This is a genomic window from Planktomarina temperata RCA23 (assembly GCF_000738435.1).
Taxonomy (GTDB): Bacteria; Pseudomonadota; Alphaproteobacteria; order Rhodobacterales; family Rhodobacteraceae; genus Planktomarina; species Planktomarina temperata.
In genome coordinates this window covers 1,256,167-1,270,917 of record NZ_CP003984.1, presented here as the reverse complement: position 1 = coordinate 1,270,917, position 14,751 = coordinate 1,256,167, and the positions used below count along the sequence as shown (strand labels likewise).

The window sequence follows — 14,751 nt, the reverse complement described above, 5'->3', positions numbered from 1 at the left end:
GCTCTTGCTGAGTGGCGCCAATTATTGAGCGCATAGATTCAGGCTGCGCTAGCAATCTGATGCGATTTCTCATTCGTCTGACAGCACCGTTGGCCAGGCTTACTAGGCTCCCATCAAGGGCAAGCCGTTCATTCCATCTCCTCGCCATAAAACCAATGCTAAAATAGGCTCTTGCCGCAGCGTTAATGCGTGCGGCTGATTGCTATGGTGGCGTCTCGTTTGCCCTGAGGTGAGCAGAGCGGGGTCTTGTCCCTCGCTTTCAAAATAACCGGAGCCGCTAATCACCAAATAGATTTCTTCGGCTTCGTGGTGATGCCAAGGGTAATAAAGCCCGCGCCCCCAATAGGCGATATAGGCGCGGCCCTGTAGTGAATGATAATGGCCGTCTGGACCATAAAGCTCTATGTATCCGTAGTCTTGCAAAAAGCCAAAGCCGACCTCCTCCTCGGTATAGGTTCGCTTCCAATTGCCATATGACGATATATCTTGCGTGGCGGTATGAAGGGGATGAGGATTGGACCAACGTTTAATTTGGCGCAACGCGGGTATTATTTGGGCTTCTTTTTCATGATATCTTAAATCATCTGGCCAGCGCGCGAAGCGTTGAAGCGCGGGTGAGGCATCATAGGCGCCTCGTGCTGCTGTAAGCGCATTTTCGAATACTGTGTTTTTCATGCAGCCCCCTTTGTTTTTTCTGATGTCTACGGGCTTAAGGAGAACTTTCCTGCAATCTTACGACGCGCAAAGAAACGCTTGCGACAACATGCAACGCTGAGATCACAAATTGCCAACATAAAGGATACTTCCGCCGCGGCAAAAAAAACGAATGCTTACAAGGATGTTTCTGCCCAGCCATATGGCCTATTAAGACTTATGAACTTGGGTCTAGCAATTGCCTTAGCTACCTCGCAGTTTACGATTCTCTTCAATTGATTAAAGCTATTTTAGCATTTAAGGGCGTATTGCTTGGTCCGTTAGAACAAGCATTTCCGCCACGCGCCCGCACGCCTGCGCGTTGTTGCAAACATGTTTGGTTTGACATGCGGTTAGGCCGCTGTTTGCCTGCTGGCGCCACTCAGGTCCGCTGAAGGCGCTACGCAAGCTGGGTGTGGGGTTAGATTGCTTGTACAGCCCTAAATGAACGCCACTTCTACTCACGAGACAATTTCAAGATCAATCGAACCGCCGCTCTTACTGAGTGGCGCCAATTATTGAACGCATAGGTTCAGGCTGCGCCAGAAATCGATGCGAGTTCTGATTAGTTTGACAGCATCCGATCAACATCTACATCCAGCTGCCTCTAAGATTTGATAGCAAAATTCAACTTTGTTTTACTTAATGGTTTTGAAGGCACGGGCCTTCAAGCCCTTTTGAATTTCATAAATTGAAATTGGCACATCAGGTTGCGGTTGAGGAATGCGAATGGGGATGTCTTTAAGACGCGGTTTGATCGTTGGTTCACCGCACAGCATTCGTGTATTATAGTCTTTGATCCCATCCCACATCGTCATTGAACCCATGATTGGGAAGGCATCCGCAGCCATCATTTCGTAAAACAAAATACGCCGCGAGCGGTCAGACGTATTTAAAGCAGATCCGTGGACTATTCTTCCATGATGGATTGAGATAGAGCCAGCCGGCCCTTTCAACTCAACAGCATCGGCAGGGTTTAGGCCAACATCTTCAGGAATAAAGGCGCCCGCAAAAACGCCATCAACATGATGATCATAGACCGGTCCCTTGTGGCTCCCTGGATAGACCATCAAAGGCCCATTCTCGCTTTCCATATCATCGATAATTACGCCAATGGCCAAAATGTCATCATTAGTGTGTGGATAGAAAGCATAGTCCTGATGCCACTCCACTGCAGCACCATAACCAGCAGATTTCATGTTGAGCTTCGATGTATGCAGTCGAAGATCAGGCCCGGCTAAATCTCGTGCAGGAGCGAGGATGTGATCGGAAAACATCAATTCGCGCATGAAATTGCTAATTTTGTGCGGCAGCTTGATGCGGCGTAAACGCGGATCCTCAATTGTATGGCTATCTTCCAAATCCAATCGCTCGTTTGACTCTGTCATGCCGCGTGCTTCATCTTCAAACCGAGAAATCTCAGCACGTATCTTGATCAAGATATCATCAGGAAGATGACGTTCTAAAACCAAATATCCCAGCTCACGATAGGCCTCAATTTGCTCATTTGATAAGATTTCAGGCATAACTTGTCCTCCCGAAGTCAATCTGTGAGGAGTTAAGTTGAGTTGTCAACTCTGCGCCGCGGAATGATAGCTTGGAAATTAGCACATCTAGTGCTGATCCATGTTACAATGTGGCTGCTCGGGCTAGCTTTTGCAGACCTTAAAAGGCACATCCAGTAGTCAGTACGTACTTACCATTAGCGACTTTGAACCGTGATCAATGAATAGGATGAAAATGTCCCTGAAACCCTGCGTAGCTTGTAACAAAAATTATGATGCAAAACTCTTGCATGATGGTGTTTGTGAGAAGTGCTTGGCTGCTGTGGTGATTAAGAAATGGTTAGGATCGGATGGATAACCTCTTGAACCCAGCCAACGCACACCAGCAGCGTTGCCCCAGATGCCAGTCACCTCTGAACACTGTCGTAGTGCATGGGCATGAGCAGTGTGTAATCTGTAAGTCTAATATCTTTGAGTGCTGCTCTGGTGATACCTGTGATACAGACCATAACTTGGCTTTTGGATATAAGAGAGGCTGACCAAACTCTCGACCCACGCCCGATGAGATGGCTGTGTTTGATTTTGTAGGAGCCAAAAATCTCTTGCCTACGAAAATATTCAAAAGCTCAACTTCCTAACAGACTCAAACATGAGAGTAGCAATTGGCTCCATAGCTACGGAGTCATAGTGAACGCCATCAATATTTGAAACGCATACGTGACTATTGAGATCTGCGAACAATACATTTTCACATTCAGCTACTATTTTGATCTCGTTTCCTAGGTCTAATGATAGTCTCTCACCTTCTTTGAATATTTTTGCTAAGGCACCGACCTCTTTGATTGGAGGCGGAGCGATGACTATAATTTTGGGCGATTCCCCTTTCGGCCCACAACCTGATGCGCGAATAATCCGTATTAATTTTCCTATGGATTGCGCGATATCAAATGCATTTACTCCGAACCTAAATTTAAGATCATTAGTACCGAGCATTATAGCAATAACGCTAATACATTGGTGTGTTTCTAGGATAGCGGGTAAAACGCTTGCTCCGTTTTTGTGTTCGCCTTCAATAGGATCGTTGTGAACTGTAGTTCTGCCAGGTAAGCCTTCATCAATTACTCTCCAATTGTCTCCAAGTTTGCGTGCAAGAAGGGACGTCCAACGGATATTCAAGGGATGACGGTTGCGCTCACCTAATTCTCGCATAGGCATTGTGCAGTGTGTGTTTGAGTCGCCAAAAAGGAGAAGAGTTTTAGGTTCATTCATGGTCTTTTACCTTATGGAAAATTTTCACCTTTGATGAGGTTCGTTTATAATCTAGACCCACAGCACCAACTCAGCATCACCTGCGGCCTATGTAAGCATCATACGCTTCTAGAGGTAGCAAACCTGATCGCTGTAGTAGGCGGCGATACCACAGCCCATGAGGTACGTCAGAGAGCCAGGTGTCATAACTGCGGAGTGAAGGGTAACAACACGTATCAGATCGTTCAAAACAGGTGAGGCTGCACAAGATTAACGTGAAGCCTCACCAATAGGATTTATTTAGCGGCCTGCTTTGCCTCGTAAGCAGCCTTCTTCTCCAAGTATTGCTCTTCGGTAAGGTTATGCCAACCCACGCAATTACCGTTTGGACTGCGTCCACATCCACATTCAGCCATCTTAAGCTCCTTTGATTTTTACAATTACCAAAGTGGTTCTGTGACAAAACTTATCAAGTAGTACCATGCAAGTTTGATCACAAAAGATCAGCCTATGACCCTTGTTCTTTATCAGATCGTCTACACGGGTAATTCTGATGTTGTGATGGATGGGGCTGGGGTTAGATAAAATTGACTATCGTTTCTATAAGCGTACTAAAGGTTGCGACTACTAAATGTTGGCAATAGAGACTCAAAATGCAAGCTGATGATTTTGTCCATGTTGAAGTAACGAGCGTAAAAGGGCTATGGGAATGGCTCAACTCGCATCACGCAACAAGTTCCACAGTTTGGCTCGTAACGTGGAAAGCTCTTCATAGAGAAAAATACGTATCGCGAGATCAAGTTTTGGACGCGTTACTTTCTTATGGCTGGATTGATGGTAGACGAATGAAGCTGGATCATGATCGAACTATGCAACTCATATCACCCAGAAAAACTCACACTTGGACGAAGACCTATCGGGAGCGAGCAAATCGCCTTATCGATGAGGGTCATATGCACACTGCCGGTATGGCGGTGATCAAAAAAGCCAAAAGCTCTGGGCTATACTTTGCGGGACAGAATATAGACGATTTAAATGTACCAAGCGACCTAATAAAAGCTCTGCGTGACGCAGGTGCTAAAACATGGTGGGATGGATCAGCTCAATCATATAGGCGTAATGTGCTGCGTTGGTTATCTCTGGCTAAACGGGATGCCACACGAGTTTCCCGAATGGAGAGAATAGTAAGTTTTGCGGCTGAGGGAAAAAAAGTACCTCACTACTAGGGCGGTAAAAGCGGGTGTAAGCGCAGAACTTAAGGCAACAACACTTGTCAGATCGTTTACACGGGTAACTCTGACATTGCGATGGATGGGGCTGGGTTTCGTTATGGAAAATCACTTTTCCGAAGTCCAAACTTATAAGCAGGGAAACAAAAACAACCGTCAGGAAACATGACCTTTTCTTATTGCACTTTGACAAGCAGTCCTGACTGCTCATAATCTAAGCTGTAAAGAACATTAATAAGGGCACTGTCAGACAAAACGAGCTTGAGACCTGCAGGGTGGTCTCGTAGCCTCTCCGTATGACAAAACACTCCCCGTTCAGGTACTTCAAAACACGCCCAGAGATCATCCGCCTGGCTGTGATGCTTTTTACCTGCTGAGACGGCCTGGTTTGTTTCAGGCGCTACACAGGCTGCGTGTTGGGTTAGGTTGGCTGTATGTGGCTGCAGGAACGCCACATCTACTCATGAGACAATTTCCAGCAGAACCGTACCGCTGCTCTCGCTGAATGGCGTCAATTATTGAGCGCATAGATTTAGGATGTGCCAGCAATCTGATGCGAGTTCGCGTTGGCTTGACCGGACCAAATGTTTGTATTAAAACCATTATTGTAAAACCGCTTTAAAATATATTGTGGTATTAGGTAGAGTTCCTATTAATCATTTTAATGAGAAATGGGTAATTATATTGAGGATCAAATGAAGCAAATTGTAACTTTTTGTCTGCTAGCCTTATTAGGCTCAAGCGTTTCTGCGCAATCTTATGAAACTGCACAGGATGCTTTTGACGCAAGAGCGTGGGAGGCCGCTGCAAAACTTGCAAGGGAAGAAGCTGTCAAAGGCAACGCTAACTCACAGGGACTGTTGGGCCAACTTTACCATTTTGGACAGGGTGGCCTGACGAAAAGCAGCGAGCTTGCTGTCATTTGGTATTCGGTCAGTATAGCAAACGGAAATGCTGCGATTGAAGGAATGTATAATGGAGCTGCGTTTGCATTTAGCGCGGAGGAGCTTGAGAAAATTGAAGACAAGGCAACCACTTGCTTATCAAGCCAGTACAAAGATTGCGATTAATTTTATAACATAAAAAGCCACTATGTATATGTACTAGCTGTTGCTCTTATGGCCTAGCTATTATGCTAATATAACAATGCATAATACTAGCTGGATGCGGTATGGAGTAGTGGTACTGAGCCACTACCCCTCTCGACCACTCTGGTCCGCTAAAGGCGCAATAGGGGCTGGGTGTGGGTGTAGATGTGGTTATTGGGAATGAAACTTTAAAAAAGACCCCATAAGGGGCCTTTTAGTATCATATTCATGACTGGCCTAACTAAAATGTTTTCCTAGCGCGCCACTGATAGTTTCATCATCCATAATTGGCGTTATGGTGACGTCTATCAATCCATTCCAGTCCAATGCCCAATCTGCCAGAGCGGCCGAGCTGTCCGTTTCTGCGATAGCAAAACCACCAGAACCATCAACGTTATGGTAACGTGAAAGCATTGTTACGCCTTCTGGGGGCATACCGCCCGTTTCCATGAACTTTTTGATCGTGTTGTCTCTAGCTGATGTAGAATGTTGCCAAGCAAACTTAAATAACATTGAATTATCTCCCTTGTTGAGTTTGTAAGAATATTAAATACGTAAGGTTTTATTAAATCCAGTGTAAATATTGCATCGACTTCACAACGAAAGCTGCCACACCACACCCCTCTGCCACTCTTGTCCGCTAAAGGCGCAACAGGGGCTGAGTGTCGGGTTTTGATGGCTGTGAGGGCCTGCAGGACTGCCATCTCCATTCACGCACCAATTTCTAGCAGAACCGTGCCGCTGCTCTCGCTGAGTGGCGTCAATTATTGAGTGCATAGATTTAGGCTGTGCCAGCAATCTGATGCGAGTTCTCGTTAGTTTGACAGCTGCCAGCACCGTGTTACATAGCGGCTGTGTGGGATAGTTCACGCAATACCTTCAATAGCGCATCCAGTAGTCAGTACGTACTTACCATTAGCGACTTTGAGCCATGATCGATGAATAATATGAAAATGTCCCTGAAGCCCTGCGTAGCTTGTAACAAAAATTATGATGCAAAACTCTTGCATGATGGTGTTTGTGAAAAGTGCTTGGCTGCTGTGGTGATTAAGAAATGGCTAAGAGCAGATGGATAACTTCTTAAACCCAGCCAACGCACATCAGCAGCGTTGCCCCAGATGCCAGTCACCTCTGAACACCGTTGCTGTGCATGGGCATGAGCAGTGCGTCATCTGTAAGTCTAATATCTTTGAGTGCTGTTCAGGTGACACTAGTGAGACAGATCATAACTTGGCAGTTGGATATAAGAGAGGTTGATAATGAGTGAGTGGATAACTGAAACAAGCGGCAGCTTCAGCTTGCATTACCACTTAAATTACGCAACAATCTGGAGCGTTACCCATTGGTGTAGATCTAAAAACAGTGGAAGTCGTCAGATCACACGACATTATTTACGTTCGGAAAACCTATGACATCAAACCTTCGCACCTCTTCCGGCACAGCCCTCTCCAGCTTCTGCTTTGGTACCATGCAATGGGGCGGCAAGGCGGATGTAGCGGATAGCCGCACCATGTTTGATGCTGCGTGTGGATCAGGGATCAACTTCTTCGACACCGCTCACGGATATACTGGCGGTGCCTCTGAAACTTTACTGGGGGAATTTGCTGCGGAAAACCGCGACGAGCTGTTCATCGCAACCAAATGTGCGTCAACTGGTGATTGCCGACCGGAGGCCATTCAACAAGATTTCGAAACCAGTCTGGCCCGGTTGAAAATGGACCAGGTGGATATGCTCTACATGCACCGCTGGTCTGATGAGGTTCCCTTGGAAGCTACCTTTGAGGTCTTGGCCAAATGGGTTGAGACTGGTCAGGTGCGCCATATCGGCGTCTCAAACTATGCCGCATGGCAAGTGATGAAAGCAGAGCGCGTCGCGGCCAGTTTAGGGCTAAAAATCGAAATGCTGCAACCCATGTACAGTTTAGTCAAGCGCCAAGCCGAGGTGGAAATTTTGCCAATGTGCAGCTCAGAACACATCGCCGTTGTTCCTTATTCACCTTTGGGAGGCGGGTTGTTGACTGGCAAATATGCTGGTGGGGCGGAAGGACGGTTGACACATGATCCTATGTACAAATCCCGGTACGGACAGAACTGGATGCATTCTGCCGCAGAGGCCCTTGGTGATCTTGCCACGGAGATTGGTCTTTCCCCTATCACACTTGCGGTGGCTTGGGTTGCCCATAATCCAGTCATCACCGCACCAATCCTAAGTGCCAGCCGGTCTGAACAATTGCAACCCTCCTTGGACGCCATTGGTCTGCAGCTAGATCCAGAGATTTACGCAAGACTGACTGCGCTCACAACTACCCCCGCACCAGCCACAGATCGTTCAGAGGAATCCTAAGACCCAAATCTGGCTTGGAGTTACGGTTCGATCCCGCTAGGGTCTACCATTTCCCCAAAAATTTAAGATGACCAATCGCTATCCAGCGATCATTTTGCCCCGTTCAATCGCCAGCTCATGTCATAGTTTGTAAATTATTCAGTTTGCCACTCCGTGTTTTCAATCGTATCTAGAAGCGTAAGCGCAAAGGTAAATTGATATGAAACACGCAATTCTCACAATTAAGTGGGGCACAGAATTTTCTTCTGAACATGTAAACATATTATTCAGGGCCGCGAAAGACATGAGCTCTTTGGATTTTCAGTTCATCTGTATGACCGATGATCCAAAGGGTTTAGACGAGAATATCGTAAACTTGCCTATTCCAATGAGCGGGCTTGACGCCTTTCCCAAAACAGAAGGCGCCTGGCCCAAGCTGTGTTTGTTTCACCCTGAACTTGCCGAGAAGCTTGAAATCACGGTGTTCCTAGATATTGACACTGTGTTGACCGGTAACATTGATCCCTTCTTTGACGATCCCGGTGAAACGCTCCGAATGCTGAGTTGTGGCCCACGGTGGCGGAATTTTGATCCGAGTTTCGAGCCTGTGGGAGCCACAGGCGTTTTTACTTACAGGCCATCTTTTCACACAAATATATTTGATGCGTTTCGCAAGGATCCAGAGGCGGCCTATAACAATAACGATGTCGAGCAAGGGTTTGTCGCCGCTCACGCGCGGAAGAAAGACTATTATCCATTAGAGTGGATACAGAGTTTCAAGTACCATTTGCGGCGTCAATATTTGATGGATATATTTGTGCCCCCTTTGAAGCCCGCACCTGAAACCTTAATGGTTGCCTTTCATGGCTTTCCACGCCCGCACTTCGTTGCGGATAAAACCAGCCGCTGGGCTAGGTTTCCACGCTGTGGGTTGCAAAGACCAAAGTGGTTGATCGAATATTGGGATAAATACAAAGAAAGGTGATGTCGGACGTCAACATTGCCGCGCTTGGGAATTTGCCCGGGGCAGTTGTAAACGATCTGATACGTGTTGTTACCCTTCACCCCACAGTTATGGCATCTGGCTCTCTGACATACCTCGTGGGCTGAAACTTCATGCTTAATGGAAAGAACACTATACTAACTTTTAAAGTTCATTGCTTATTAAGACCTTGGAAATGTGTCGTGAGCCTAAACTAGCATAGCTGCTTTATTTCAAGTTGTGTAATTCACAGAACTCATTTATCCAATCTTATAAGTTGCTAAAAGAGGGTGCATATGTTTGGTCTGAATTTGAAGGACAGATTGCGATCTCTCAACAGACAACGACTGTATGCCCGTGATCTTAACAAGCCCTGTTTCAGTCACCCTGACGGCTTTATTTTTAGCGGCGGTGACAAAGTTATGGCAAAAGGTGCTCATGAGCCATTTCAGTCCGACTTAGTTCGAAAAATTTTGAAAGAAGTTCAGTTATTCGCTAACATTGGTGCGCATCATGGCTATTATTCTTGCCTAGCTTTAAGCTTGAATACGGATACTGTAGCATACGAGCCAGAAAAAACTAACATCCTAATCCTTGAAAAGCACATCAACGCTAATGACTTCAATAATCAATTTACTCTTCATCCATGCGCTGTTGGATCGCAATCTGGTGAATTGATACTTTATGGCGGTGGCGATACTGGATCGTTGTTGTCGAACTTTAACAGCATAAAATATCAGCAACAAACCGTGGCAGTTGTTACTTTGGATGATACTCTATCTTTGGGTGAGAAAAAAGCACTATGTCTAATAGATGTCGAAGGCTTTGAGCATGAAGTACTTAAAGGGGCAAGCAGGATATTGTCTAACAAAATTAAACCATATTGGATTATGGAGGTCTTGCGTACTAACATGCAGGGCGATTTCAATACCGAATTTGAAAATGTTTTCGGGCTAATGCAGTCGCACGGATATTGTGCATGGGCAATTGACGAAAGTGCAAACCAACTTGTTCCATTCACTTACGATGCAGCGCTCAAGGTAAAAAATGGTGAATTGAAAACAAATGTTAGCAACTTTCTTTTCACAGAGTGTGATGATGATTTAGCCCAGAGGCTTTAATGTGTAAAGAACGAGATTTAATCTGACAATTTTGTATATTTGAACAAAAGGAGTCAGAGAGATGACGAACATCGAAAGTAAACTAATCAAGCCCAAGCTTGGCGTTTTGGAATTGGCAAAGCAGCTTGGCAGCGTCAGCGCGGCTTGCAAAACCATGGGCTATTCGCGTGACAGTTTTTACCGCTTCAAGAAGCTTTATGAGAACGGTGGCGAAGAAGCCTTGCGCGAGATCAGCCGTAAGAAGCCGATCATCCGCAACCGTGTACCGGAACATGTCGAACGCGCGGTGATTGAGCTTGCGATTGAAAATCCTGCCTTGGGCCAGCTGCGTGTCGCCCAAGAATTGTTGCAGCGGGGCATCGTGGTCTCCAGTGGTGGGGTGCGGTCGATTTGGTTGCGCAACGACCTGGAAACCATGAAAAAACGCCTGAAAGCCTTGGAAACGCGGTCCGCGCAAGAAGGGTTTGTTCTGACCGAAGCGCAGATTGTGGCGCTGGAAAAAGCCAAGTCACAACGTGAAGCGGCTGGTGAGATTGAGACCTACCATCCCGGCTATCTTGGCAGCCAGGATACCTATTTTGTCGGCACAATGAAGGGGGTTGGACGGATTTACCAACAAACCTTCGTCGATACATATAGCCGCGTGGCAATGGCAAAACTGTACATTGAGAAAACGGCGATCACTGCCGCCGATATGTTGAATGACCAAGTCGTACCCTTCTTTGACGAACAAGAGGTGCCCCTGCTGCGCATCTTAACAGATCGGGGCACGGAATATTGCGGCACCGTTGAGCGTCACAGCTATCAACTGTATCTGGCCATGGAAGATATTGATCACAGCAAGACAAAAGCCAACCATCCCCAAACAAACGGGATCTGTGAACGCTTTCATCGCACCATGAAAAATGAGTTCTATGACATAGCGTTCCGCAAGAAAATCTACGGATCGCTGGAAGAGCTGCAAACAGACGTTGATCATTGGTTGGCAAAATACAACGAACAGCGACCCCATTCGGGAAAACATTGCTACGGAAAAACGCCCATGCAAACATTCCGTGAAGCTCGACATTTGGTAGGCGAAAAGACTATCCCTATCACAAACCAATCTGACAGCATGTACGAAATGACACACGCTGGATGATAACAATGTCAGATTAAATAATGTCTTTTACATATAAAGCCGCCCTGCCCGTCTCAAGCTCGTTTTGTCTGACAGTGCCAATACGAATATTAGCGCCTTTTTTGCAAGTCACGGAGACGTTCTGACAGAATAGCCACCACACCTCTTACCACAACATCTGAATTCGACAGTCTTTCTTCAAACTCGGATCTAGTAACGGAAAGTAAAACACAATCAGTCTCAGCTCTTGCTGTGGCCATTCGTAGCGCATCGTCAATTACTGCCATCTCCCCAAAGATTTCAGGGCTCTTTAGTATGAGATCTGGCTTTTCCATTTCTGCATTAGATGGGAAGTAAATGCCAACTTCGCCCGAAGAAATTATGAAGAGTTCGCTGCCTCCATCTCCTTTATTAAAGATCGTTCGTCCACGATTGAAAGCAAATTTCTGCATTTATTTCTCATATTTTACAAATCATACCATCATATGCCAACTCAACACCCTCTGGTAGCTGAGAGTTGATATGATCGAGCTCGTCGTCTGTTCTATCTGGAGTGTGGTGAGTGATCAATAACTTTTCAACGCTGTGTTTTTTGTGTAAGAAAACACCCTGACTTATTGAAGAATGCCCCCAGCCTTTTTTTTCTAGCAATTCCGAATCAGTGAACATTCCATCCCAAATAACCACGTTTGCACCCTCAACAAAATTTTTTAACTCTGAAATCTGCAAATTATCGAATTCATTGTCGCATAGATAACAAATTATTTTGTCTTTGATTTTTATACGATAACCTGATGCTCCTCCAGGATGCCTAAGCGGTACGTGATCCAATTCAAAATCATGCTTAAAGCGTTCTTTAATATAGTCGAATTCGTGAATTCTGAAGTTATCGAGACCATCAATAAAGTCCACTGGAAAAAAGCTGCCTGAGAAGTACTGCCGCAGTATTTGTCGGCTTACATGGGAGGGAGATAGTGCGCTTGAAACTAAAATTTCTTCATTTGGATCAAAAATATTTGGGTTAAATGGAAGACCTTGGATATGGTCATGATGCCAGTGACTATACAATATTATTTTAATGATTTCAGGGCCACCAAATTTAGCGGTCCTAAATCCTGTGCCTGTATCAAAAAAAATTTGATAGGTGCCAAAAGTAATTTCGAAGCAAGAAGTGTTTCCACCATACTTTCGCTGTTTATCGGAATTGACTGGAACCGAACCTCGACAACCATGTACTTTTAGCTTCATCTAACATGCCTTCAATATTAGCGGTTTACATCACCAGCACCTTTTAACGTATAACGGATATGTACTGTATTTACAACTAAAGCTCCTCCCGGCAGCATCTAAACTGATGGTACTCTCATCGGATTGCTGGCGCAGCCTGAATCTTTGCTCTCAATAATTGGCGCAACTCAATAAGAGCAGCGGCGCGGTTTAGCTTGAAATTGTCCCGTGAGTAGAAGTGGCGCTCCTGATTGAAATGTTTGTGGGACTGAACAGTGGACGCCAGCAAACTTTTGCAGACATCGCAGCTGTCGGAAGCGGAGCATAGCGCACAATGGATCTGGACTTACAACAACGACTGGCCAAAAATAGCCATAGGCGGCATCACACCCACCATGAAACTGAAAATGGCCGCGTAGTTCTAAAAGCGGACCCCATTAAAAATGGTGAGATTACCACATGACTGTACCTTAGGCATTGTTTTGGAGCGAATAATCTCTCATAATTTGTGAAATATTTTCAAGATTCATGATGACCTGTGCAGCGTTAATATCTATAGCCGCTTTGGGCATTCCAAAAATTTCAGAACTTTTTTTGTCTTGTACTATTGTTAATCCCCCAGAATTTTTAATTTTGAGCAAACCTTTTGCACCATCTTTACCCATTCCGGTTAGAAGAGCTCCAACGACATAGACACCGTTCAATTTGGATATGCTATCAAACAAAACGTCAATACTTGGGCAGTGACCGTTTACTTTTTCTGCCCCCCCCTTTTTTATATGGAATTGTCCAAATTTGGCGTCGACAACCATATGAGACTGGCCCGAGGCTATTAGAATTTGATTTTCTTCAATTACTTGGTTCTCTTCAAAAGGTTTTATTTCTAAGGTAGTTAAAGATTGTAGGCGCTTACAGAAACCTTTAATGAAATTAGGTGGCATATGAACAATTATTAAAATTGGAGGCATATCATACTGCAAATTCTTTACTATTTTTACCAATGCATCTGGCCCTCCAGTTGAAGCACCAATTGCAATCAAATGAGGTGATTTTTTAAAATTAAGTTCATTTGAAATCATTTGGCTAATATATGGCGCATTTATAGGCTCAATATATTTGGCAACACTAGATTTAACGAAGTCATCCTGCTTCTCTACTGGTTTACGATAGAGCGTGAATGCACGTGATCTATTTGAATTGATTTTATTAATATATTCTTCTAGACTATATTCATAAAAAATACATACTTTAAAATCTACGTTAGCTAATTTATTTTTTAAATCAGTATGATTTATTGGGAACCTCTCTGAAAGGTCTAAAAGCAACAAGTATATATTCATTTGATTTAGAGATTTTTTTTCAATAGATGAAAATATTTTAAACTGTCCAGACCATTTTTCCTTCAGCAAATTTGAAATTAGTTTTCTTGTTAAAGCATTAGATGACACGAAAACTATTAATGGATTGTCAAATTTAGAAAACGAAGTTGTCATTTTTATAAATCCCATTTCCAATTCTTGAGAGTCCAAAACTCTCGAAATCAAACTTTTCAGCATCACCTAAGAATAAATATCCTCCAGAGCTTAGGCTTTTTACTATTTTAAGCTGATTAGCTTTACGGTGCTCACCATTAAAGTACAAGAAAACATTACGACAAAAAATTATATCAAAGCGATTAATGAATGGGTATTTTGGGACCGAAAGATTTAACTTTCTAAAAGTAGCTTCTTGTTTTATTTTTGATTTAATTTCAAAAGTGTCATGGTTTATTTTTTTAATATAAGGCGTTAAAAGTCCTCTTAGGTTAATGGCTGTTTCATCACGTTTATATTGTCCTTGAGCGGCTTGGTTCAAAGCTTTTTGCGAAATATCGGTCGCAAGAACACCACAGGTAATATCCTTATACTTTTCGCCAAAATACTCCATTAACGTAATGAGGATTGAGTATACTTCTTCGCCCGTAGAGCAACCAGCACTCCAAATTCTTAAATCAGTTTCCGAGTTTATAGTTTTATTAAATGTTAATTCTGGTAAAATTATATTTTTCAATAATTCAAATTGTTTCCGGTTTCTAAAAAACGACGTGTGCCCAACTACAAAAATATCGATTAAGTCGTCAAAGATATCTTCACTTAAGTTATTTTCGAAGAGATCATTTATGAAATTAGACCAATTCATAATTGTATGTTTTTGCGAAAAACGAGATAATTTCGAG

15 protein-coding genes and 2 pseudogenes are annotated in these 14,751 nt (G+C 44.1%); 8 read left to right on the top strand and 9 right to left on the bottom strand.

From position 1 onward, the window contains the following. Positions 1-102 precede the first annotated feature (102 nt). The 3 genes from RCA23_RS05990 to RCA23_RS05980 all read right to left on the bottom strand — a co-directional run bounded on the left by RCA23_RS05990 (position 103) and on the right by RCA23_RS05980 (position 3,467). Positions 103-675, bottom strand: coding sequence for a dimethylsulfonioproprionate lyase family protein (locus tag RCA23_RS05990; RefSeq protein WP_044049540.1), 573 nt, complete (start codon positions 673-675; stop codon positions 103-105). Between the two features lie 656 nt (positions 676-1,331). Further along, on the bottom strand, positions 1,332-2,219 hold the full coding sequence (locus tag RCA23_RS05985; RefSeq protein WP_052377065.1) for a phytanoyl-CoA dioxygenase family protein: 888 nt from the start codon (positions 2,217-2,219) through the stop codon (positions 1,332-1,334). A 597-nt stretch (positions 2,220-2,816) separates the two neighbouring features. Beyond that, entirely contained in the window at positions 2,817-3,467 is a 651-nt protein-coding gene (locus RCA23_RS05980; RefSeq protein WP_044048834.1) for a GDSL-type esterase/lipase family protein, read from the bottom strand. Between the two features lie 632 nt (positions 3,468-4,099). Here RCA23_RS05980 and RCA23_RS05975 point away from each other — a divergent pair. The 3 genes and pseudogenes from RCA23_RS05975 (at position 4,100) to RCA23_RS05970 (ending at position 5,745) form a co-directional block, all read left to right on the top strand. Next, positions 4,100-4,672 carry a YdeI/OmpD-associated family protein gene (locus RCA23_RS05975; RefSeq protein ID WP_044049539.1) on the top strand — a complete coding sequence of 191 codons (573 nt, stop codon included), beginning with the start codon at positions 4,100-4,102 and terminating at the stop codon, positions 4,670-4,672. Between the two features lie 299 nt (positions 4,673-4,971). Beyond that, positions 4,972-5,043 (top strand): annotated as a pseudogene (locus RCA23_RS16910) (IS6 family transposase); the annotation flags it as partial. A gap of 327 nt (positions 5,044-5,370) precedes the next feature. Beyond that, positions 5,371-5,745 carry an SEL1-like repeat protein gene (locus tag RCA23_RS05970; RefSeq protein ID WP_169701349.1) on the top strand — a complete coding sequence of 125 codons (375 nt, stop codon included), beginning with the start codon at positions 5,371-5,373 and terminating at the stop codon, positions 5,743-5,745. A 255-nt stretch (positions 5,746-6,000) separates the two neighbouring features. Here the strand turns inward: RCA23_RS05970 and RCA23_RS05965 are convergent, their stop codons facing one another. After that, entirely contained in the window at positions 6,001-6,276 is a 276-nt protein-coding gene (locus tag RCA23_RS05965; protein ID WP_044049537.1) for a DUF3303 domain-containing protein, read from the bottom strand. 895 nt (positions 6,277-7,171) lie between these two features. Here RCA23_RS05965 and RCA23_RS05960 point away from each other — a divergent pair. The 4 genes from RCA23_RS05960 (at position 7,172) to RCA23_RS05945 (ending at position 11,330) form a co-directional block, all read left to right on the top strand. Then, complete coding sequence (locus RCA23_RS05960) at positions 7,172-8,107, top strand: aldo/keto reductase (RefSeq protein ID WP_044049536.1); 936 nt, start codon at positions 7,172-7,174, stop codon at positions 8,105-8,107. A 199-nt stretch (positions 8,108-8,306) separates the two neighbouring features. After that, positions 8,307-9,071: a glycosyltransferase family protein gene (locus tag RCA23_RS05955; protein WP_044049535.1), complete on the top strand. Its 765-nt coding sequence runs from the start codon at positions 8,307-8,309 to the stop codon at positions 9,069-9,071. A gap of 293 nt (positions 9,072-9,364) precedes the next feature. Further along, on the top strand, positions 9,365-10,189 hold the full coding sequence (locus RCA23_RS05950; protein ID WP_044049534.1) for an FkbM family methyltransferase: 825 nt from the start codon (positions 9,365-9,367) through the stop codon (positions 10,187-10,189). Positions 10,190-10,250: 61 nt separating this feature from the next. Then, positions 10,251-11,330 carry an IS481 family transposase gene (locus tag RCA23_RS05945; RefSeq protein WP_044049533.1) on the top strand — a complete coding sequence of 360 codons (1,080 nt, stop codon included), beginning with the start codon at positions 10,251-10,253 and terminating at the stop codon, positions 11,328-11,330. An 89-nt stretch (positions 11,331-11,419) separates the two neighbouring features. Here the strand turns inward: RCA23_RS05945 and RCA23_RS05940 are convergent, their stop codons facing one another. From RCA23_RS05940 to RCA23_RS16760, 3 genes and pseudogenes are all read right to left on the bottom strand, one after another. Continuing rightward, on the bottom strand, positions 11,420-11,761 hold the full coding sequence (locus tag RCA23_RS05940) for a cyclic nucleotide-binding domain-containing protein (protein WP_044049532.1): 342 nt from the start codon (positions 11,759-11,761) through the stop codon (positions 11,420-11,422). Between the two features lie 7 nt (positions 11,762-11,768). After that, positions 11,769-12,557, bottom strand: coding sequence for an MBL fold metallo-hydrolase (locus RCA23_RS05935; protein ID WP_044049531.1), 789 nt, complete (start codon positions 12,555-12,557; stop codon positions 11,769-11,771). A gap of 115 nt (positions 12,558-12,672) precedes the next feature. Beyond that, positions 12,673-12,865, bottom strand: a pseudogene (locus RCA23_RS16760) (hypothetical protein); the annotation flags it as partial. On the opposite strand from RCA23_RS16760, the gene RCA23_RS16445 reads away from it, so the two are divergent. Beyond that, positions 12,812-12,955, top strand: coding sequence for a hypothetical protein (locus tag RCA23_RS16445; protein WP_169701284.1), 144 nt, complete (start codon positions 12,812-12,814; stop codon positions 12,953-12,955). The pseudogene RCA23_RS16760 and the gene RCA23_RS16445 sit on opposite strands and share 54 nt — an antisense overlap. Before the next feature lie 51 nt (positions 12,956-13,006). On the opposite strand, the gene RCA23_RS05930 is transcribed toward RCA23_RS16445, so the two are convergent. Together RCA23_RS05930 and RCA23_RS05925 are read right to left on the bottom strand one after the other, a co-directional pair. Then, positions 13,007-13,984 (bottom strand): chemotaxis protein CheB, encoded by a 978-nt coding sequence (locus RCA23_RS05930; RefSeq protein WP_169701348.1) that lies wholly within the window; start codon positions 13,982-13,984, stop codon positions 13,007-13,009. Between the two features lie 25 nt (positions 13,985-14,009). Then, the gene (locus tag RCA23_RS05925; RefSeq protein ID WP_052377063.1) at positions 14,010-14,714 is read right to left on the bottom strand and encodes a CheR family methyltransferase; all 705 of its coding nucleotides are present in this window, start codon (positions 14,712-14,714) and stop codon (positions 14,010-14,012) included. Positions 14,715-14,751: the final 37 nt, after the last annotated feature.

What these genes read in the sequence shown, in the direction of transcription:
- RCA23_RS05980 (WP_044048834.1), bottom strand. Translation starts at nt 3,467, where the DNA reads ATGAATGAACCTAAAACTCTTCTCCTTTTTGGCGACTCAAACACACAC.
- RCA23_RS05975 (WP_044049539.1), top strand. Translation starts at nt 4,100, where the DNA reads ATGCAAGCTGATGATTTTGTCCATGTTGAAGTAACGAGCGTAAAAGGG.
- RCA23_RS05965 (WP_044049537.1), bottom strand. Translation starts at nt 6,276, where the DNA reads ATGTTATTTAAGTTTGCTTGGCAACATTCTACATCAGCTAGAGACAAC.
- RCA23_RS05985 (WP_052377065.1), bottom strand. Translation starts at nt 2,219, where the DNA reads ATGCCTGAAATCTTATCAAATGAGCAAATTGAGGCCTATCGTGAGCTG.
- RCA23_RS05925 (WP_052377063.1), bottom strand. Translation starts at nt 14,714, where the DNA reads ATGAATTGGTCTAATTTCATAAATGATCTCTTCGAAAATAACTTAAGT.
- RCA23_RS05955 (WP_044049535.1), top strand. Translation starts at nt 8,307, where the DNA reads ATGAAACACGCAATTCTCACAATTAAGTGGGGCACAGAATTTTCTTCT.
- RCA23_RS05940 (WP_044049532.1), bottom strand. Translation starts at nt 11,761, where the DNA reads ATGCAGAAATTTGCTTTCAATCGTGGACGAACGATCTTTAATAAAGGA.
- RCA23_RS05970 (WP_169701349.1), top strand. Translation starts at nt 5,371, where the DNA reads ATGAAGCAAATTGTAACTTTTTGTCTGCTAGCCTTATTAGGCTCAAGC.
- RCA23_RS05990 (WP_044049540.1), bottom strand. Translation starts at nt 675, where the DNA reads ATGAAAAACACAGTATTCGAAAATGCGCTTACAGCAGCACGAGGCGCC.
- RCA23_RS05935 (WP_044049531.1), bottom strand. Translation starts at nt 12,557, where the DNA reads ATGAAGCTAAAAGTACATGGTTGTCGAGGTTCGGTTCCAGTCAATTCC.
- RCA23_RS05960 (WP_044049536.1), top strand. Translation starts at nt 7,172, where the DNA reads ATGACATCAAACCTTCGCACCTCTTCCGGCACAGCCCTCTCCAGCTTC.
- RCA23_RS05950 (WP_044049534.1), top strand. Translation starts at nt 9,365, where the DNA reads ATGTTTGGTCTGAATTTGAAGGACAGATTGCGATCTCTCAACAGACAA.
- RCA23_RS05945 (WP_044049533.1), top strand. Translation starts at nt 10,251, where the DNA reads ATGACGAACATCGAAAGTAAACTAATCAAGCCCAAGCTTGGCGTTTTG.